20 protein-coding genes and 1 pseudogene are annotated in these 17,934 nt (G+C 33.8%); 7 read left to right on the top strand and 14 right to left on the bottom strand.

Annotated features, from left to right (window positions below; all coding sequences use genetic code 11):
- Nucleotides 1-4 precede the first annotated feature (4 nt).
- From GIY83_RS21165 to GIY83_RS21145, 5 genes are all read left to right on the top strand, one after another.
- Nucleotides 5-604, top strand: coding sequence for a hypothetical protein (locus tag GIY83_RS21165; RefSeq protein WP_208683315.1), 600 nt, complete (start codon nt 5-7; stop codon nt 602-604).
- Nucleotides 605-630: 26 nt separating this feature from the next.
- Nucleotides 631-1,206 (top strand): guanylate kinase, encoded by a 576-nt coding sequence (gene gmk / locus GIY83_RS21160; RefSeq protein WP_055094037.1) that lies wholly within the window; start codon nt 631-633, stop codon nt 1,204-1,206.
- Between the two features lie 75 nt (nt 1,207-1,281).
- On the top strand, nt 1,282-1,704 hold the full coding sequence (locus tag GIY83_RS21155; protein WP_208683314.1) for a DoxX family protein: 423 nt from the start codon (nt 1,282-1,284) through the stop codon (nt 1,702-1,704).
- 68 nt (nt 1,705-1,772) lie between these two features.
- Entirely contained in the window at nt 1,773-2,378 is a 606-nt protein-coding gene (gene nadD, locus GIY83_RS21150) for a nicotinate (nicotinamide) nucleotide adenylyltransferase (RefSeq protein WP_065448738.1), read from the top strand.
- A complete protein-coding gene (locus GIY83_RS21145) occupies nt 2,379-3,083 on the top strand; it encodes a hypothetical protein (protein WP_208683313.1) in 705 nt (234 codons plus the stop codon).
- 241 nt (nt 3,084-3,324) lie between these two features.
- Here GIY83_RS21145 and GIY83_RS21140 read toward each other — a convergent pair whose 3' ends face one another.
- The 14 genes and pseudogenes from GIY83_RS21140 to GIY83_RS21075 form a co-directional block, all read right to left on the bottom strand.
- Entirely contained in the window at nt 3,325-4,794 is a 1,470-nt protein-coding gene (locus tag GIY83_RS21140; RefSeq protein WP_208683312.1) for a nicotinate phosphoribosyltransferase, read from the bottom strand.
- Nucleotides 4,795-4,818: 24 nt separating this feature from the next.
- Nucleotides 4,819-5,550: a metallophosphoesterase family protein gene (locus GIY83_RS21135; protein WP_208683310.1), complete on the bottom strand. Its 732-nt coding sequence runs from the start codon at nt 5,548-5,550 to the stop codon at nt 4,819-4,821.
- 3 nt (nt 5,551-5,553) lie between these two features.
- Nucleotides 5,554-6,114, bottom strand: a complete 561-nt coding sequence (locus GIY83_RS21130) for a 2OG-Fe(II) oxygenase (RefSeq protein WP_208683308.1) — start codon at nt 6,112-6,114, stop codon at nt 5,554-5,556.
- 52 nt (nt 6,115-6,166) lie between these two features.
- Nucleotides 6,167-6,715: an RNA 2'-phosphotransferase gene (locus GIY83_RS21125; protein ID WP_194617300.1), complete on the bottom strand. Its 549-nt coding sequence runs from the start codon at nt 6,713-6,715 to the stop codon at nt 6,167-6,169.
- Nucleotides 6,712-7,248: pseudogene (locus GIY83_RS21120) on the bottom strand (DUF4291 domain-containing protein). The gene GIY83_RS21125 and the pseudogene GIY83_RS21120 overlap by 4 nt, the downstream one beginning before the upstream one ends.
- Before the next feature lie 214 nt (nt 7,249-7,462).
- A complete protein-coding gene (locus GIY83_RS21115; RefSeq protein WP_208683306.1) occupies nt 7,463-8,920 on the bottom strand; it encodes an O-acetyl-ADP-ribose deacetylase in 1,458 nt (485 codons plus the stop codon).
- Between the two features lie 7 nt (nt 8,921-8,927).
- Nucleotides 8,928-9,455 carry an NADAR family protein gene (locus tag GIY83_RS21110; protein ID WP_208683304.1) on the bottom strand — a complete coding sequence of 176 codons (528 nt, stop codon included), beginning with the start codon at nt 9,453-9,455 and terminating at the stop codon, nt 8,928-8,930.
- An 8-nt stretch (nt 9,456-9,463) separates the two neighbouring features.
- A complete protein-coding gene (locus tag GIY83_RS21105; RefSeq protein WP_208683302.1) occupies nt 9,464-10,546 on the bottom strand; it encodes an adenylosuccinate synthetase in 1,083 nt (360 codons plus the stop codon).
- Between the two features lie 167 nt (nt 10,547-10,713).
- Nucleotides 10,714-11,589 carry a hypothetical protein gene (locus GIY83_RS21100; RefSeq protein WP_208683300.1) on the bottom strand — a complete coding sequence of 292 codons (876 nt, stop codon included), beginning with the start codon at nt 11,587-11,589 and terminating at the stop codon, nt 10,714-10,716.
- A gap of 2 nt (nt 11,590-11,591) precedes the next feature.
- A complete protein-coding gene (locus GIY83_RS21095; RefSeq protein ID WP_194617295.1) occupies nt 11,592-11,927 on the bottom strand; it encodes a hypothetical protein in 336 nt (111 codons plus the stop codon).
- A 174-nt stretch (nt 11,928-12,101) separates the two neighbouring features.
- Nucleotides 12,102-12,920, bottom strand: coding sequence for a TIGR02452 family protein (locus GIY83_RS21090; RefSeq protein ID WP_208683298.1), 819 nt, complete (start codon nt 12,918-12,920; stop codon nt 12,102-12,104).
- Between the two features lie 10 nt (nt 12,921-12,930).
- The gene (gene prs, locus GIY83_RS21085) at nt 12,931-13,758 is read right to left on the bottom strand and encodes a ribose-phosphate diphosphokinase (protein ID WP_208683296.1); all 828 of its coding nucleotides are present in this window, start codon (nt 13,756-13,758) and stop codon (nt 12,931-12,933) included.
- Between the two features lie 75 nt (nt 13,759-13,833).
- Nucleotides 13,834-14,526 carry an NUDIX domain-containing protein gene (locus tag GIY83_RS21080; protein WP_194617292.1) on the bottom strand — a complete coding sequence of 231 codons (693 nt, stop codon included), beginning with the start codon at nt 14,524-14,526 and terminating at the stop codon, nt 13,834-13,836.
- 188 nt (nt 14,527-14,714) lie between these two features.
- Entirely contained in the window at nt 14,715-15,620 is a 906-nt protein-coding gene (locus GIY83_RS21075) for a LysR family transcriptional regulator (protein ID WP_194617291.1), read from the bottom strand.
- Between the two features lie 85 nt (nt 15,621-15,705).
- Here GIY83_RS21075 and GIY83_RS21070 point away from each other — a divergent pair, with 85 nt between their 5' ends.
- Together GIY83_RS21070 and GIY83_RS21065 are read left to right on the top strand one after the other, a co-directional pair.
- Entirely contained in the window at nt 15,706-16,467 is a 762-nt protein-coding gene (locus GIY83_RS21070) for a type 1 glutamine amidotransferase domain-containing protein (protein WP_194617290.1), read from the top strand.
- Nucleotides 16,468-16,549: 82 nt separating this feature from the next.
- A complete protein-coding gene (locus GIY83_RS21065; RefSeq protein WP_208683295.1) occupies nt 16,550-17,707 on the top strand; it encodes an iron-containing alcohol dehydrogenase in 1,158 nt (385 codons plus the stop codon).
- Nucleotides 17,708-17,934 lie beyond the last annotated feature (227 nt).

Below are 17,934 nucleotides of genomic sequence, written 5' to 3'. Positions count from 1 at the left end.
CCTGATGAAAGTTTTTCTTTTTCTCATTATCCTTTTGTTTAGCTTTCATGTTAAAGCTCAGGAAATTTCAGAAATCAATAAGGTTTTAGAAATATCGGATATGTTAGGATTTGAAAAAGAAATTCGCATTTATAAAGATTATTCCATTACCAACACAATGCAAATATTGAGAATGTATGATGAAGGGAAAGACAATTGGAAAGTTTATAAGTATTCATACTCCAAAAACCTAAATCAAGTAACAAAAATTGATGGATTAATTTTCCCTAAAGAATCTATTGGAAAATTGAAGCCAAAAGATGCGAACTTAATCTGGCTTAATTTACTGTTAACGAATGTGGAATTTCTTCCAGATATAGAAAGAGTAGAATACAAATTAAGCACTCCATTTATAGATTTACAAAAGGGAGAAAAGGTACTTAACAGAAAAAAAGTTGTTGTTACAGATGGAGTGGGATATCAGGTTTATATTAAAAATGGAAAGATTGAGAATAACTTTTCTTTTTATAATCCGGAAACCTATTTAAAATACTATCCAAAAGTTGATGAACTAATCGCATATAATGAAATATTATCAATCCTAAAGAAAGAGTTTAATCTCTGAAATGATTGATCACATATAAATAAAGAATGAACAAAGGAAAATTAATTGTTTTCTCAGCACCTTCGGGATCAGGAAAAACAACTATAGTAAGACACTTACTTGGGAAAGAAGATTTAAATTTAGAATTTTCGATCTCAGCGGCTTCACGCGACCCACGTGGAGAAGAGGAACACGGAAAAGATTATTATTTTATTTCGCTGGAAGAATTCAAAAAACACATTAAAGCCGAGAATTTCCTGGAATGGGAAGAAGTATATCGTGACAATTTTTACGGTACTTTGAAAGCCGAAATAGAACGTATCTGGGCTTTGGGTAAAAATGTAATTTTTGATATTGATGTTGCCGGCGGATTGCGTATCAAACACAAATTTCCGGATCAGACTTTGGCTGTTTTTGTAAAACCACCAAGTGTAGATGAACTAAAACGCAGATTGAAAGAGCGTTCTACCGAAAGTGATGACAAGATCAATATGCGTATTGCAAAAGCTTCTGTTGAGTTGGCTACTGCCCCTCAGTTTGATACTATTATAAAAAATTACGATTTAGATACGGCTAAAGAAGAAGCGTATCAATTGGTAAAAGCTTTTGTAAATAAAGATTAGAAACTTCATAAAATCAATACTTTTTTAGAGAAACAGCCGTTAGCTTTTGATCTAACCGCTATTAATATCTGTATTATGATTAATTTATTTGAAATAAAAAGAAACGAGAATTATCTAAGCATCATTATTCTTGTCATTAGAATAGCCATTGCGACATTGATGATTTCTCACGGATTATCTAAACTCAATATGCTTTTGGCCGGAGGTGAAATTCAGTTTCCTGATCCGCTTGGAGTAGGAAAAACAGCTTCGTTGAGTCTTGCTGTTTTTGCAGAAGTAATTTGTTCTTTTTTTATTTTTATTGGTTTAGCCACAAGATTGGCTACTTTGCCATTAATTATTACAATGCTGGTTGCTGTATTTGTTATTCATGGCGCTGATCCAATCGATGTAAAGGAAATGGGAATTTTATATTTGCTGTTTTATCTACTTCTTTTGGTAACCGGAAGTGGTAAATTCTCTATTGATTGTTTGATTTCAAAAAAGAATCGTTACTAAGCTATTTTAATACCACAGATTAATTTGAATGTAATACTTACTATTTGAATTATGAAAAAAACTCTTTTATGAAGATAGGCCTTTATTTCGGAACGTATAATCCCATTCATGTTGGCCACTTAATTATTGCCAATCATATGGCTGAGTTTGCCGATTTAGATCAGATTTGGATGGTGGTTACGCCTCATAATCCGTTAAAAAAGAAATCTACCTTATTAGACGATCATCAACGTTTAGAAATGGTGCATCTGGCAACAGAAGATTATCCTAAAATAAAGCCGTCTGATATTGAATTCAAATTACCTCAACCCAATTATACGGTAAATACTTTGGTTCATTTGCATGAAAAGTATCCTACGCATGATTTCTCCTTAATCATGGGCGAAGACAATCTGAAAACGCTTCATAAATGGAAAAACTATGAGGTACTTTTAGAGCACTACGAAATTTATGTTTATCCAAGACTCGAAGACAAAACACAAACTGGTGAAACTTTAGAGGAAGAACCAAACACTTTAAAATCGCATCCTAATATTCATATTATTGATGCGCCTATTGTAGAGATTTCGGCTACTTTTATTCGAAAAAGTATTAAAGAAGGGAAAAATATTCAACCGTTATTGCCTCCGAAAGTTTGGGAATATATTGATCATAATAATTTTTACAAGAAATAAATGTCTTTCTCCGCTTCGATTTTTTATCCGAAGAAATCCAGACAATTCGACTTTACTTTGTCTGAAAAGCTAACTTGGTATTCTTTAACTGCAATTATTTCATATTCGTTATTGCTTGTTTTTATTGAAAAATCATTTGGATACGATATTTCAGAATATACATATTGTTTACTTATAATTCCTTTTATAACTTATATTATTGGGGGCGCAATTCGGTTAAATGAATATGAAAATTTAAATGGTCATTTTATAGGAAGTATGTCTTTTGAAGATGACTTTTTACTTATTGAATCAAAGGAATATTTATACAATAAAATTGAAGATTTAATTGTATTTGGAAATTCGTACTCTGGTCAAAGAAATGAAAACACACGATCTGGTCCGATGTACAGTAACGGAGTACATAACTCAATTTCTTTCGTTTATGATGATCAAAAAATTTCCCTAAATTTTAAATTAGATTCCGAAAGACATATTGATGAATTACAATCAGCTTTATTGAATATCATTACCAATGAAAAAATCCCATATCAAAGAAGATATCTAAATTTAATAAATTCTGAATATCGTTCATTCATGAAATTTGAACTTTTTATTGCAAAATTGATTAGAGAAAAAAGGATGGAATGTACAGAAGGATTGCTTTTGATAGGATACGATTCTGATGAAGAAGCACAAGAATTGAGAGCAAAATATTGCTGTTAGATAAGTACAAAAAGAAAAAAGCCTGAATTTCAAAATTCAGGCTTTCGTTTTTAATATAATTTACTTCATAAACAGCTCCAGAGAAGCTAAATATTTATAGAAAAAATAATTCACAAACATTTTAAAGCTCCAGCTGAGCGACATATATCACCCCGATGGGGCTTTTTGAAATAGAACACTTCAATGCTATAAATATATCGTCCCTCTGGGACTTCTATCAATTCAACAGATAGTTGAATTGTTATGCTTCAATATTAACATCACTTTTAACACGTGATCTAATATCACTTAAAGACTGATCTACTAAAAGTTTTCCGTCTCTGAAAACTTCTTTCAATTCCCCTTGTTTTTCTTCTTCCCATGAAACATTATCGGTTAAATGATATACACCGTCAATTAAGTCGATTTTCATTAATCCTTTGGCAGATTTTTTAGTTCCGTCATCTGTGATTGGATCTTTGAAGATGGCTCTTCCTTCTCCATCCACTTCTCCGTAAGTGGCTTTCATCGCAAAACCAAAAGTATCTCTGGTATTGTATTGATAGGTAAATGATCCAATTCCTAAAACAACATTGGTCGAAGCGAAACCTTTTTCTTTTAATCTCTCGCAAATTTGAATCGCTCTTGCTACCGTAATACTATCCCCGTAAATAGCTCCAATTTGAGGAATAAGCTCTTTGTATCCTTTTGCATTAGTTGTACCTCCAAAAACATCCCAAAGCAGCTCAATTACACCTTTCTTCTCTTGTTCGGTTTTTCCGTTTGGATTTCCGCAGATAATATCAACCGGATCACCGCTATCAGGACGAATCACAACTTTACCTTCTCTGGCAACAATATCTTCTTTTAATCTTGGCAAATAGTCCGTTAGCACTTTCCATAAATCCCAGGTATCAGAAACGATAGAAACGATTCCTTTTGGATAAACTTCTGTCACTAATCTTTTGAACGTTTCGCATTCGCCTTCGGTAGTTCCCATGCACATTACAGAATGCTCTGTTGCGGCAACTGAACCTGCGATTAATTCAGTATCTGAATTGGCATTGTAATATTCTTCGAAGAAATCAATTACCGGAATTGTATCAGAACCTGTAAAGCTTAACAAATGTCCTGCTGCAGAAGTTATTGCCGCTTCTATTCCACCCATTCCTCTCATTGAGAAATCATGTGCCTGCCAGTCTACAAATTCAGGAACAGAGGACGTTTCATCAGCATATTTGTCTAATACTTTTCTATATTCTTTCGCAATTGTAGCAGAGTTACAAGGCAACCAAACTACTGCTGAAAGTAGAGTTTCGAAATAATTCGTCAACCAGAAAAATTCCGGAATCGTATTGTACATCGTAAACATTGGCACTCTCAAAGGTACGCTTACTCCTTCCGGCAAAGCTTTAAAAACCATCGGGATATATCCTAAATCGTGTAAATCTTCGATATGTTTTGTCCCAACCTGGTTTTCACCTAAATAATTATTGATTCGGCGTGCGTATTTTTTAACCACTTCTTCTTTTGGCTGTTTGAAGAAATATGTATCAAAATCATGAATAATATATTTCTTGATAAAATATTGCAATCCAAAAAACACGACCTCATCAAGTCCTTCGATTCTTGATTTTCTAGGCGTCCAGTTAGAATATACTAATGTGGTTTTGTCTGGGTATTGTCTTCTGTGGTCAACTTTGTAACCGTCTGTTAATAGTAATGTGTTCATATAAGTTCTTCGTTAATTTTTAAATTATTTATTTCTTCCTTTTTCTTTTGGATAAAAGGATTCTACTGCATCACTTTGCCAAAATGCTTTTGTTTCGACATCAAGACCGGTTAATTTACCATAAAAACCTGCTCCGGTATCAATATTCCAGACATTGCAACCTTGCATTGGAATCTCTATATTATAATGAAGCGTTGGTGTGTGGCCAATGTAAATCTCATTATAAAGCAATAATCTTTTAGGATAAGAAAGTGAATCTTTTTGTATTCGCTTATCCATTGTCAGAGCCATTTCCCAAAGGGTCCTGTCCCAGGAATAATTTGTTTTGTAATGTTCCTTGTCCGGACCATGCATAGACGAAAATCCTGCGTGAATAAACAAATTATTATTTTCATCCACAAAATAATCTTTCATGCTTTCAAAAAAATCACAATGTTTTTTTCTTGCCAAAAGATCAACGTCCTGATAACTTTCTATAGTTGATTTTCCTCCGTGCAAAAACCAAATATCGTTTATAATATCGTTCTTCAGCCATTCGTGACACCAAACATCATGATTACCTCTTATAAAAATGCATTCCTGTTTTTGGGATAAATCAATCAGAAAGTCAAGCAATTGTGCCGATTCACTCCAGCCATCGACATAATCTCCCAGAAAAATAAATCGGTCATTTTCTGAATAATCAATTCTGTCTAATAACTGAATTAATGCTTTTAATCCACCATGAATATCTCCAAAAACTAAAGTTCTTTTCATCAGTTAGATGTTGTTTTTAAGTTTATACATAACATCACTTCTTAAAACATACTTTATTCCAGAAATCAAAGCCGATCCTTCATGACGTTGACTGTGTTCAAAAATAAGCGCTGTTCCGGTTTTGGGCGTAATAATTTCACCCGAAGCAAATTTTGTTTCTCCGCCTTCATATCTATCATTCAAATAAATGAGAAATGTATAATAACTAAATTCAGATTCACTGCGCTTATAACTTCCGTCACGATGCATTTTAAAACGTTGACCCGGATTATACTTATAAAACCTGAACATTTCATTTAATCCCGTAGCGAAACTGTTTCCTACTTCAGACTTAATATAAGGCTGCAATTTTTGCCATAAAAAAGATGCATACTCTTCATCTTGATACATGATACGTTCGTTATTGCGTACCATTTTTATCATTTTTTGTGCTCCATCAATATTTATTTCTGCTTCCTGAAAACCGACTTGTTCGCTTTTTTCTATCAACTTATTACACTCATCAATCGTAAGAAAATTATTGATTGTATAAATTTCTGTTGCTTCATTAATAATGGCTACCATAATTATACATTCATGATTAATAGTCTTTTATAAAATCTAAAGCAGCGCTTTATCACGATTTAAATTCGATATACTTCGCCGGAACCTCATCTGTTAACCAAACATTATTTTCAGACAAATAAAATTTAAATCCGTCTCTGTGCATAGCACCGCTTCTTACCGTTAGAATCTGAGGAGCACCACGTCTGCTTCCTACTCTTATGGCCGTTTCTTTATCTTTTGAAAGATGTACGTGCTGGCGGCTCATTTTTTTCAAACCTTCTTTCTGAATGTTGTCCATAAACTTTCCAATCGTTCCGTGATACAAATATTCTGAAGGTTCTGTTTCTGGTAAATTCAATTCAACCGAAATCGAATGTCCCTGACTTGCTCTGATTTTCGTTTTATCTTCATTAAAGGCGAAACGTTTTTTATCGTTATTTTCTACTACGTAATCTAAAAGAACAGCATCTAATTTGTTTCCTTTTTGAGAACATTTCACAATTAGTTCTTCTACATCTGCCCAGCCATTTTCGTCTAGTTTTAATCCTATTTTTTCTGGAGAATGTCTAAGTACTAAACTTAGAAATTTGCTCACTGTTTTTGCTATTTTTTCATTCATGATTTCTCTGAAATTTTTATTTTTTTATTGAGTTCTTCATCCTTAAATACTAATGGCTTTTCAGCAGGAACTACTAATTTTTCTAATTGACCATCTTGAACAAAATGATATTGTTCTTTTGCAAAAGACTTTATAAAATCGTCTCTTAAACCAATCTGAATGGCTCTTCGTTCTAACTTATTTCCAAACAGATCCTGTTCGGGATCCCATTGTAATCTTACTGACGATGTTTTCACCTCATCTTGCCATTCTTCACGACTTATACCGAGTGACGGATCATAATACGAGTAAACTGCATTTTTTAGGTATTTATTGAATGCTGCTATTTTAAGATGAATCGCCAAAACAACTTATTGCCCTTCTTTAGTTCCCCAGCCGTTTCTGTACATCATCCAAAGAAAATTGGGTTTAATCCAGGTCATTCTGGTAAGGCTAAATTCTCCTGCAAAAAACTGATTTTTTACAGCAAATTCACCTATTTCTTTTCTATAGGATTGATACACTATTATTTCTTCCTCGTCATATTGAGCCATAATGTGATAGCCTGATTTTGGCCATTCTATTATTTGCTCATCATATTTTTTTAATTCTATTTTCATTATTTTACACACAATATCTTCATTGTGTGTTTTTATTTTTTAATTATAATTTGAACTGATCAAACGTTCCTACGGAACGTAAATACAACCCCATAATTATTTTTTTTCTACCGATGAGATGTTCCTATGGAACAGCAAAAACGCGTGTTTACATTTTTTTCAACTTTAAAGACAATCGCTCGCACAAATCATCAATATCGTTTTTTCTTGCTAATGCCAAAATCCACTTTTGGGGAATATTTTCAATTCCGTAATACATTCCTGCCAAACCTCCTGTAATTGCTGCAGTTGTATCTGTATCTCCGCCTAAATTCACTGCTTTTAAAACAGTGTCTTCATAAGAATTCCAATTTAGAAAACACCAGAAACTCGCTTCCAAACTATGAAGAACATAACCCGATGATTCAATTTCATTTTCAGGATAGTCCGTTATATTATTTTTTAAAATCCTATCAAACAACTGAATTTCAGAAAAATTAAATTGCTTATCACTTAAAAAATCAGAAACAATCTTTTGCATATTTTTATACGCTTCTACTTTATCAGTGCCTTTTAAAATTTCTAAACAATACACCACATAGATAAAACAGGCAAATCCGGATCTGAAATGAGCATGAGTGATAGAAGATACTTCTTTTACTTTTTTGTAAATAATTTCGATCTCAGTCTGCTTTTGAAGATAAAAAGCTAAAGGTAAAATTCTCATCAGGGAACCATTTCCGTTATCTTCTGCAAAGAAATTACCTGAAAACCTGGCAGATTCTCCCTGCACCACTCTTGCTAAAGAATATCTTGTAGAACCACCTATATCAAATACTTTATGATGCGCTCCCCAATATCCTTCCTGCATCCATTTAACAAAAAGCAGCGCCATATTTTCTATGTCATAACCTTTAGACAAACTTTCTGCGGTACAAAAAGTTAATGAGCTATCATCGCTCCAGGTTCCCGGAGGCTGGTTCCAGCACATATAACCCATCATATCCAAAGCAGGATTTTCTCTTAAAGTATCTCTTGTTTTGAATTCAACCGGAACACCTAGAGCATCACCAACTGCGACTCCAAACAAACCAGATTTAATCTTGTACTCAAAATCGCTTTCTATTATGTTATTATAAATTTTGAAATTTTCATCATCATAACAAACAAAAATGATTTTTTCGAATTGTTCTCCGGGTTCAAAAACAGAGATCGTATTAATTGCAATTTCTGCAGCTAATTCTTTTGGGAATTTATATATACCCGTACTTATATTAGGGAAAGCAATAGTTTTGATATTATTATCAACCGCTAATTCCAACACACGTAAATAACAGCTTTCCAATAATTCTTCTTCAAGACTTTTACCATTATTCCAAACCGGACCAACGGTATGAATCACATATTTTGCCGGTAAATTTCCAGCTGTTGTAATCACGGCATCTCCAACTTTACAGCCTCCTTGCTTATTTCGAATTTTAACGCAATCGTCTAAAATAGCTTTTCCTCCTTTTCTATGAATTGCACCATCAACTCCTCCTCCGCCAAGCAAAGACGTATTCGCTGCATTTACAATTGCATCCACTTTAATTTCTGTTATATCGGCTTTAAGGATTTCTATTTTCATTATTAATTTATTTCAATTCATCCCTAACTTCCATCAAAGCAAAACCTAACAAATTCAAGCCTTTCCATTTGGCAGGATTCAAAACATCTTTGTGATCACCCGCCATTCCTATTCCCCAAATGGCGTCGACCGGACTTGCTTCTACTATGACTCTGTCATTAGTATTGAGTAAAAAAGTTTTTAATTCCGGATTTTGACTGAATTTATGAAAATTGCCTTCTTTCACAATATTAAATCTCGCTGCTAACCACAAGGTTTCATTATAATTCTTTACTTCTCTACCAAATTTTTTGGCTTCCGCAGGAGATTTAGCCAGAAGGATTTTCTCCAAAATTTTATCATCTTTAAACAATTCGGCTTTTTTAGCCATCATCCAGTGTTCTGCAGTTTTGTAAGTCACGTTGTCGACTTCAAAAGAGCTTAACCACCATTGACTAAAACAGGTTTTAGAAATGCTTCCGTCTTTATTGGGTTGGTGTCCCCAGAAAAATAAAAATTTATTTTCCGGAGGTATATTTTCTATAGTATATTTCATTTTTCTCTTTATTGAAACAAAGAAGTCAACTGCTTAAAATCTTTAGAATCGGGTGAAAATGATCCGTGGATTTCAGTAAACTCCGTCGTTAACTTTTCAAATTCATAATCCATTTCGATCTGATCCATACAGGTTACAATCAAATTTCTTCTGGCTTTTGGACTATAAGCTGCATCGAGCTTTAAACTATAATTTAAAAGATCATAATCTAAATCGCCGGTTCGCAATTCTTTCTGAAAGTCATTGTAAACGCAGGTTTCTTCTTCGTTATTTTTTAATTTTAATTCCCTTTCGTTACTCATCCAGCCACTTCCGTGTCGGGTTGCATAACTTCTGGTTACATAATACATTTCGATATTTTCAATTTGTAATTTTTGACAGATCTCAAATGCATTTTTAGATGTTGTATTGGCGTACGTTACATTTGGGAAAACGCCATGATCCATGTCGAGTAAAATCCCTTGACTTCCTTCGAAAATAAGATTCTGGTAGTTTTCTAAAAAGCTGTAATCACTAATGTTCCATTTTATTTCATCAATCACTTCAAGGAAATGACTGACTTCTTCGTCGATTTCACTTTCATTCAGAAAACCGTAGTAATAGGCTATCTTTTCCAGTTTTGCTAAAAGCATTTGGCGGGGAGCAATGAGGTCTATGGCGAATAATTTGTACTGGCCTTCATTCCGTTTCATTGTGGCTCCAACTCCTTTGCCACAAGTTCCGTTATCCAGATTCCTGACGTTAGTTCGGTTTTGCCAAACATCAAATGGCGTTGTGATTTTGGCTAATGGATGAATGTGTAGTTCCGTGTTTCCGCCTAATTCTTCGAGTTCCTTTTTTTCATTGAATAAAAAAACCGGATGAATAGTGCAATGTTCACTATAATAAGAAGGTAAACCGCGAAGTGCGCCGCTGGCAAAACTTGAATGAACGTGTTTTTTATCGCCAATCATAACCGTATGTGCCGCTTGCTGTCCTCCTGAAAACCGAATAACTATAGATTCAGGATTTTGCTTCGCCAGAAAATCTGTTGTAATTCCTTTTCCTTCATCACCAAATCCTAAACCTATAACTATCTGTGCTGTTTTCATTTTTTTAACTGTTACGCAATTATTTTAAACACATAGAATCATAGACTTTCAAAGCTTAAAAAAGGCGTTTCACTAGTTTAAATTCACATAGTCACTATGTGTTAGAAACTAGTTTCTTTTTTTTTCTTTTATTCACAAACAAAAACCTATGTTTCTATGCGTTTAATTTAAAGCATTTGTATATTATCTAAACCTGTATCATTTGTATCAGAAACTGGTATTGTTCCTAAACCTAATCCTGAATTTTTATGTTTATCGCAAATGATTTTCTTGATCACATTCGGGATTTCTTTGTGATCTTCGATAGACAAACAATTTTGTCCCAGTAACTCTTTCCACGCTACATTCGCTCTTACAGCCTGATCAGAATGCAATACACTAATGTGATATACTTCGTAACGTTTTTGCGCTTCTTTTAATAATTCAAGATGCGTATAGGTTTGCTGTCCCTGACCCATAATTTCTTTTATGGCAGATGCCGGAAGTGTTTCTAAATTAGGTTCATCACCCACGGTAAACAACAATCCTTTTTGACCTCTTTTTTCGAAAGCATCGGTTTTAGTATGAAAAGCGGCAAAATACCAGGCTAATAAATAGCTTTCTCCTGCATTTCCTCCTCCTCCGCCTTCAATATAAGTTCTGGTCAGCCACATATCCAGTTCTTCATCTCCAGATTCGAATTGTCCTACCTGAAGCGGATATCTGTCGCATTCATGATCTCCAATTCCTACAAACAAAAGTGCCGGATCCGGAACACCGCCCTGAATAATTCCCCCCATTAATTTAGGAAGACCATCTTTGATTAATTCGTGCGGGATGTGTCCCATACTTCCCGTAACATCCAGTCCTAAAATAATTGGAACTGTATTAGGATGCACTTCTGAATCTCTTGCTTCTCTAAACGTAATACCGTTTGGATTCATAGATTCGTGCGCCATTCGTAAAGAATTTTGCGTAAAAATCTCTCCCGCAGATTTAGATCCGTAACCTGCTGCTGTTGCTCTGCTCAAACGAGCGCCTAAGTCATATCTTGTACCTCCCATAACTAAAATGTTTTACCAAATAAATATTCGAATCTCTTTTTTGTCACTTCAAACTGAATGTTTAAATTCCTAATTGTCAATGACAATTCCATATCTCTCTGCACAAATGCTTCGGGTTGAAAATCAGCAAAAGTCAAACTGTTTTTATCCAGCGGACTAATATCGATAAGTCCTTCTTGTTCTCTTTCTAATCTTTTTATTTTTAGTTCAATATCTTCAACACGGCGTCTGTAAATTAATTCAGAATCCTCACCAATTGTTTTGGCTCTGTCTTCTCTAATCTGATCATTGTTTCTTTTTAAAGATTCAATGAATCTTGGTTTTAAATCATCACTCATTGTTTTTGTGGTTTAGTTTCAAGTTTTCTTTGTTTCAGGTTTCAGGTTTTACACGAGACTTAAAACTTGGAATATCAAACTTAAAACGGTTAATAGCTTTTCTTTTTTGTTCAGGTTTTCTCTGTTTTAGGTTTCATGTTCTCTACAACAACTTGAAACCTGAAACTTTTCAACCTAATTTAATGTCTCTTCAAATTGTTTAAAATTTGATTTTTTTTCAGAATTGTCAAATACTGCAAAAACTATTTTTTTGAAAGCTCCTGTATATTTTTCTGCAATAATTTCTTTGAATAATTGTGCTACATCTTTGGGTTCATTTCTAAAAACTCCACAACCCCAGGCTCCTAAAATAATGGTATCACTTTTTTGCTTTAAAGCAATTGCCAACACTTTATCCATTCTTTTTTTTAAGATATCTTCTATTTCGGCAATTTCTTCTTTCCTGTTATGTTGCAGCATCGCGCCTTTGTTTGGTGCTGCTGCTGTAATCACGTCTGCAACTAATGGTTGCTGAAAATATTCTCCATTATCATCGTTCCAAAACAAGACATCAGGACTATATATCATGTAATCTGAATATAAAAACGAAGACTGCTTTTTGTTAAAATCATACATCGCTTTGTCTTTGATTTGCGTTTCATAAAGATTTGAAGATCTCGCTAAACTTTCTTCCTGAGCGGATGCACCTCCTAAAAACCCACCGCCCGGATTTTTTGCAGAAGCGAAATTCAGAACGCAAATTTTGCCGTTTTTCTCCTGAACGATTGCCTTAATTGTAGAACAGTTTTTTATAACAATTTCTGTTTCAAATTTATTTTCAATTGGGTTTTTCAAAATTGTGTCCCAATCGTTTGGCGCAATTGTAAACGTATTTTCTACGGACTCTTTAAGTTCTTTTTCTATGTCAATCTTTTTGCCTTTATAATCATAAAAACCATTCTTTATGATTTCTAAGGTTTTATTGGCTATTTCTACTCTATAATTTTTACTCATAAATTTTTACTCATAATTCTAATTTTACAACCTCAACCTTTTCATTTTCGAAATCTTTAAAAGAATTGGTGGTGAATATCTTGTCAAAACAATCTAAAACTTCAAATCCTTTATTGAAGATTCCGTGACTTACGGCTAAGTATAATTTGCCGGCATTTTTCTTTCTTAATTCTTCGGCTAAGCCAACAAAAGTTCCGCCGCCATCGCAAATGTCATCCACAATTAAACAATCTATGCCGTTTAGGTCGTCTTCGTATACTTTAAATCCAGATAATTTTCCGGTTTTTACATCTCTGCTTTTACTGCATTCCACAACATCAACTCCGCCTAAAAATTCAGAAACTTTGTAGATTTTCTTCAAAGCACCACCATCCGGAGAAATTAGTTTTACGTTTTCGCCTGTAACTTTTAGAACTTGTTGAATAAAAGTATGATTCGGAATCACTTCGCAGTTGTTTACCAATGCCGGAGTAACTTCAGAATGGGCATCAAAAACAAAAACTTTATTCAATTGAAGTCCGTTGATGATATCCGCATATACTTTTACAGATAAAGATTCTCCTTTGATCATCACACGATCCTGTCTTGCAGCCGGGAAATACGGAATAAACAAGTCGATTACTTTAACATCCATTCTGCGTAGAGCATCTACCGTGATACACAACAATCCTAAATCGTTGAATGAATTTAAACGGTGTGTGATGGTTACTTTTTCATTATGATCAAAATCAGGATTGATTTTAATGTGAGGTTCTCCTCCAGAAAATGTAAAACTTTGAAATTTGATTTCTTCCTGATTAAGTATCGGAGTGAATTTTGGGTCTAGGTTAAGTATCATAGCTTTTATAGTTTGCGTTAATTATACGCAAATGTAGAGTTAAATTTTAAATAAACAATTTATTTTGTGTAAAAATTACGCAAACTTTATTTCGAAGTGAAAACCTTTTTTAATTAATTCATTGTATTTCAAATTATTAAACTTAAAAAGTTTTGCTGGACGACCGCTTTTTATAGGAGAAAAATGTTCTGTTTGATCTAAAAAGCCATAACTAAGGATTTTTTTTCTAAAGTTTCGTCGGTCAATTTCTTTTTCTAAAATGGTACAATAAAGGTTTTCAAGGTCGGAAAACAAAAATTCCTCCGGAAGTAAATCGAAACCAATTGGCTCATAGGTTAGTTTTGCTTTTAATCTTTTAATGGCTGTTTCAAGAATTAAATTATGATCAAATGCCAAAGACGGGATTTCATCTATTTTAAACCATTGTACTTTTTCAGCATCCGTATCGGCTTTGATTTCCAGATTCGAAGCGTCTACCAAAGCATAATAAGCAACAGATATAACACGGTTTCTGGAATCCCTGCAAATATCATCTCCAAAAGTGTACAACTGCTCCATAAAAGTAAGCTGCACATTTGTTTCTTCGTGCAATTCGCGTATCACCGCATCGCTCAGCGATTCATCATTTTTTACTAATCCGCCTGGTAAAGCCCAATATTTATCGGCAGAGCCAAATTTTTGTTCGATTAAAAGAACATATAAACCGTTGTTTTTATATCCAAAAACAATGGCATCAACGGCGATTCTAATATTTTGTAAATTTTCCATAACTTAAAAAAAGAGTTTACGACGAATTGCACTAATTTTATCGAATTATTATTTTGCCACAGATTAAAAGATTAAAATGATTTCGAATCTGTGAGAATCTTTTAATCTGTGGCTAACTTTTTAACCACAAAGAATTAGTGCTAATTCATGGAATTCGTGGCCCAAAAAAAGATTTTGTGGCTAAAAAATTATAATCTATTACCAAAAAACAACTTTAATTCTTTAGAAATAATATCAAAGAAAGAATTCAGATTGTTATTTTTAGCAGTTAATAAATAAACGTATTCTTCCGGTACATGAAAACTATTCCATAATAATTGCAATTTATTCTCTTTAATATATTTTCTCGCATTACAATTCCAGGTGATGGCTACTCCTTCATTATCTGACAACATTCTAAGCATTTCAGATTCTGACGGAATAATATAATTAGGCACCATAGATGGTCGTTTTTTATTAAAAGCATGCAGCCAGAACAATTTTATATGCGGAATTCTGGCATCGTGACTGTACCATTTTTGTTCGTTGAGCCATAGTTCTAATTCAGTAAAATTGTCTGCTTTTAATTTCTGACGAAATTCCGTAGCATCCAAACCTATCGGCGCCACCATAATCAGTTTAATTTTTCCGACGATTTCATAAATGGTGTCAAACGTATCAAAACCTTTTGTGGTGATGGCGAAATCAAGTTTTTTGGCATCGACAAGCGCAAAAAGTGCATCGTTGTCTGCAAAGGTAAAATCGATCAAATCAAATTTAGAGATCAACAGATTCCCAATACAATTAAAAAGATCTTTCGAAATACCCACCGAAATTAATCTGTTTGCGTCCTCTGCCTTTGCCCTAAAAGTATTCTCTACATTTTCAAGACGATCGAGCGCATCAATGATCAAATTATTCAGTAACTTAGCGTATTCCGTTGGTTCTACGCCCTTTGACTTTCGGTTAAACAATTTGTTTCCAACATGAGCTTCCAGCATAGAGATTTGCTGGCTCACTGCAGGCTGGCTCATAAACAACTCTTTTGCAGCGATAGAAAAATTTCCGTTTTTATAAACCGCTTTAAATGTTCTGTACCATTCGAGATTTACCATGACATAAATTTATTTATAACAAACATAGTTTATTTTATTTTTACAAATATCACTTAAGCAGTAAATTTGACAAAAAATTAAACTTATGAAAAAAATAGCATTACTCGCGATTATAACCTTAACAGCTTTTAGCTCAACAGCTATAGCTCAAAAAACAAATAAAAAAAGTATGAAAAAAGTATTATTTGTTGTGACCAGTAACGATAAACTGGGCAATACAGGAGAAAAAACAGGATTTTGGTCAGAAGAACTTGCTGCACCTTATTATGAATTATTAGATCAGGGAGTAGAAATTACGATTGCAACTCCGCTTGGAGGTCAGCCACCAATTGATCCAAAAAGTGCTGATCCGGCATCTGCAACCGAAGACACAAAACGTTTTGATGCTGATAAAACATTACAGGAAAAACTAAAACACACACATAAACTTTCGACTATTAATCAAAAAGATTACGATGCCGTTTTCTATCCTGGTGGTCACGGACCTCTTTGGGATTTAGTCGAAGATAAAAACTCAATTGCTTTAATCGAATCTTTTTATACGCATAAAAAACCAGTAGCTTTTGTTTGCCATGCTCCTGCAGTTTTGAAAAACGTAAAAGTAAATGGTGAATTTTTAGTAAAAGGTAAAAAAGTAACCGGTTTTACTAATGAAGAGGAAGAAGCAGTTGGTTTGACCAAAGTTGTTCCGTTTTTATTAGAAGATGCATTGACTCAAAATGGGGCTAAATTCTCAAAAGGACCAAACTGGGCTCCTTATGTTGTAGAAGATGGACTTTTGATTACAGGACAAAATCCGGCATCATCTAAATTGGTAGCTGGTAAATTATTGGAAAAATTAAAATAAATAAGATGCTAAGTGGCTAAGTCACTAAGATTAAAAACTTAGCCACTTAGTAGCTCAGCATCTCAGAAACTTAAAAAAAATCATGCTAAACTTTGAATTATACAATCCGACGAATTTAATCTTCGGAAAAGGACAAATAGAAAAACTTTCGACTTTAGTTCCAAAAGATGCTAAAATCTTATTGGCTTATGGTGGCGGAAGTATTTTTAATAACGGAATTCACGAACAGGTAATCAAAAATTTGAAAGGTTTTGATATTGTTGAATTTGGCGGAATTGAGCCGAATCCTCATTTTGAAACTTTAATGAAAGCCGTTGAAGTGATCAAAAAGGAGAAAATTACTTTTATCCTGGCTGTTGGTGGCGGATCTGTTATTGATGGTGTAAAATTTATTTCGGCTGCTGTGAACTTTGACGGAAATCCGATTGATATTTTGCAAAAACGTTTGCTGATAAAAGAAAATGCAATGCCTTTTGGAACTGTTTTGACTTTACCTGCAACAGGAAGTGAGATGAATTCAGGAGCTGTAGTTACGATTACAGAAACTCAGGAAAAACTGGCTTTTGGCGGAAGCGCGATGTTTCCTCAATTTTCTATTTGCGACCCAACAGTTATTGCTTCTTTACCAAAAAGACAATTACAAAATGGTGTTGTCGATGCTTATACGCACGTAATGGAACAATATCTGACGTATCCGCACGAAGGCTATTTGCAAGACCGAATTGCTGAGGGTATTCTTCAAACATTAATAGAAGTTGGTCCAAAAGTGGTCGAAAATCCAACTAATTATGCTTTGGCTTCGAACTTTATGTGGAGCTGTACAATGGCACTAAACGGATTGATTCAAAAAGGTGTTCCATCAGACTGGGCAACGCATATGATTGGTCATGAATTAACAGCTTTGTATGGAATTGATCACGCGAGAACTTTAGCGATTATAGGCCCAAGTTTATACGAGGTGATGTTTGATACCAAAAAAGAAAAATTAGCGCAATACGGAAGAAGAATTTTCAACTTAACAGGTTCTGATGATGTAGTTGCTAAAGAAGCGATCAATAAAACTGTTGAATTTTTCCATACGATGGGAATGGATACTAAACTGTCTCAATACATTGAAGATTACGGCAAAACAGCCGATTTTATTGTAAATCGTTTTGACAAAAGAGGCTGGAAAGGTTTAGGAGAAAAACAATTGATTACTTTAGATAAAGTGAAGTCGATTGTTGAGATGAGCTATTAATCGCAGTCGCAGTATTGAGTCTCAGTTTAAACTGAAAACTGTGACCGTAAACTGAAAACTAAAAAAAAGGCGTTCTTGAATTTTTCAGGAACGCCTTTTTACAATACTAAAACAAAACTAACTAACTCAATTTTTGCTAAACTCATTAAATTCTAATTTATAAGTAGTTACAACGTAGCAGTTTTATTTTTATTGTGTATAATTAAAATTAATTTTTTATTTTTTTC

This window comes from Flavobacterium sp. SLB02, from assembly GCF_009664855.1.
In the GTDB taxonomy this organism is placed as follows: domain Bacteria; phylum Bacteroidota; class Bacteroidia; order Flavobacteriales; family Flavobacteriaceae; genus Flavobacterium.
The sequence above is the reverse complement of the archived record's forward strand: the minus strand, read 5'-3'. Positions and strand labels throughout refer to the sequence as shown.

Bases quoted from the DNA above. Each gene is read 5' to 3' on its own strand.
- GIY83_RS21165 (WP_208683315.1), top strand. From the start codon at position 5: ATGAAAGTTTTTCTTTTTCTCATTATCCTTTTGTTTAGCTTTCATGTT.
- GIY83_RS21135 (WP_208683310.1), bottom strand. From the start codon at position 5,550: ATGAAAAGAACTTTAGTTTTTGGAGATATTCATGGTGGATTAAAAGCA.
- GIY83_RS21155 (WP_208683314.1), top strand. From the start codon at position 1,282: ATGATTAATTTATTTGAAATAAAAAGAAACGAGAATTATCTAAGCATC.
- GIY83_RS21115 (WP_208683306.1), bottom strand. From the start codon at position 8,920: ATGAAAATAGAAATCCTTAAAGCCGATATAACAGAAATTAAAGTGGAT.
- GIY83_RS21130 (WP_208683308.1), bottom strand. From the start codon at position 6,114: ATGGTAGCCATTATTAATGAAGCAACAGAAATTTATACAATCAATAAT.
- GIY83_RS21065 (WP_208683295.1), top strand. From the start codon at position 16,550: ATGCTAAACTTTGAATTATACAATCCGACGAATTTAATCTTCGGAAAA.
- GIY83_RS21140 (WP_208683312.1), bottom strand. From the start codon at position 4,794: ATGAACACATTACTATTAACAGACGGTTACAAAGTTGACCACAGAAGA.
- GIY83_RS21105 (WP_208683302.1), bottom strand. From the start codon at position 10,546: ATGAAAACAGCACAGATAGTTATAGGTTTAGGATTTGGTGATGAAGGA.
- GIY83_RS21070 (WP_194617290.1), top strand. From the start codon at position 15,706: ATGAAAAAAATAGCATTACTCGCGATTATAACCTTAACAGCTTTTAGC.
- GIY83_RS21080 (WP_194617292.1), bottom strand. From the start codon at position 14,526: ATGGAAAATTTACAAAATATTAGAATCGCCGTTGATGCCATTGTTTTT.
- GIY83_RS21145 (WP_208683313.1), top strand. From the start codon at position 2,379: ATGTCTTTCTCCGCTTCGATTTTTTATCCGAAGAAATCCAGACAATTC.
- nadD (WP_065448738.1), top strand. From the start codon at position 1,773: ATGAAGATAGGCCTTTATTTCGGAACGTATAATCCCATTCATGTTGGC.
- GIY83_RS21125 (WP_194617300.1), bottom strand. From the start codon at position 6,715: ATGAATGAAAAAATAGCAAAAACAGTGAGCAAATTTCTAAGTTTAGTA.
- GIY83_RS21110 (WP_208683304.1), bottom strand. From the start codon at position 9,455: ATGAAATATACTATAGAAAATATACCTCCGGAAAATAAATTTTTATTT.
- GIY83_RS21075 (WP_194617291.1), bottom strand. From the start codon at position 15,620: ATGGTAAATCTCGAATGGTACAGAACATTTAAAGCGGTTTATAAAAAC.
- prs (WP_208683296.1), bottom strand. From the start codon at position 13,758: ATGATACTTAACCTAGACCCAAAATTCACTCCGATACTTAATCAGGAA.
- GIY83_RS21095 (WP_194617295.1), bottom strand. From the start codon at position 11,927: ATGAGTGATGATTTAAAACCAAGATTCATTGAATCTTTAAAAAGAAAC.
- GIY83_RS21090 (WP_208683298.1), bottom strand. From the start codon at position 12,920: ATGAGTAAAAATTATAGAGTAGAAATAGCCAATAAAACCTTAGAAATC.
- gmk (WP_055094037.1), top strand. From the start codon at position 631: ATGAACAAAGGAAAATTAATTGTTTTCTCAGCACCTTCGGGATCAGGA.
- GIY83_RS21100 (WP_208683300.1), bottom strand. From the start codon at position 11,589: ATGGGAGGTACAAGATATGACTTAGGCGCTCGTTTGAGCAGAGCAACA.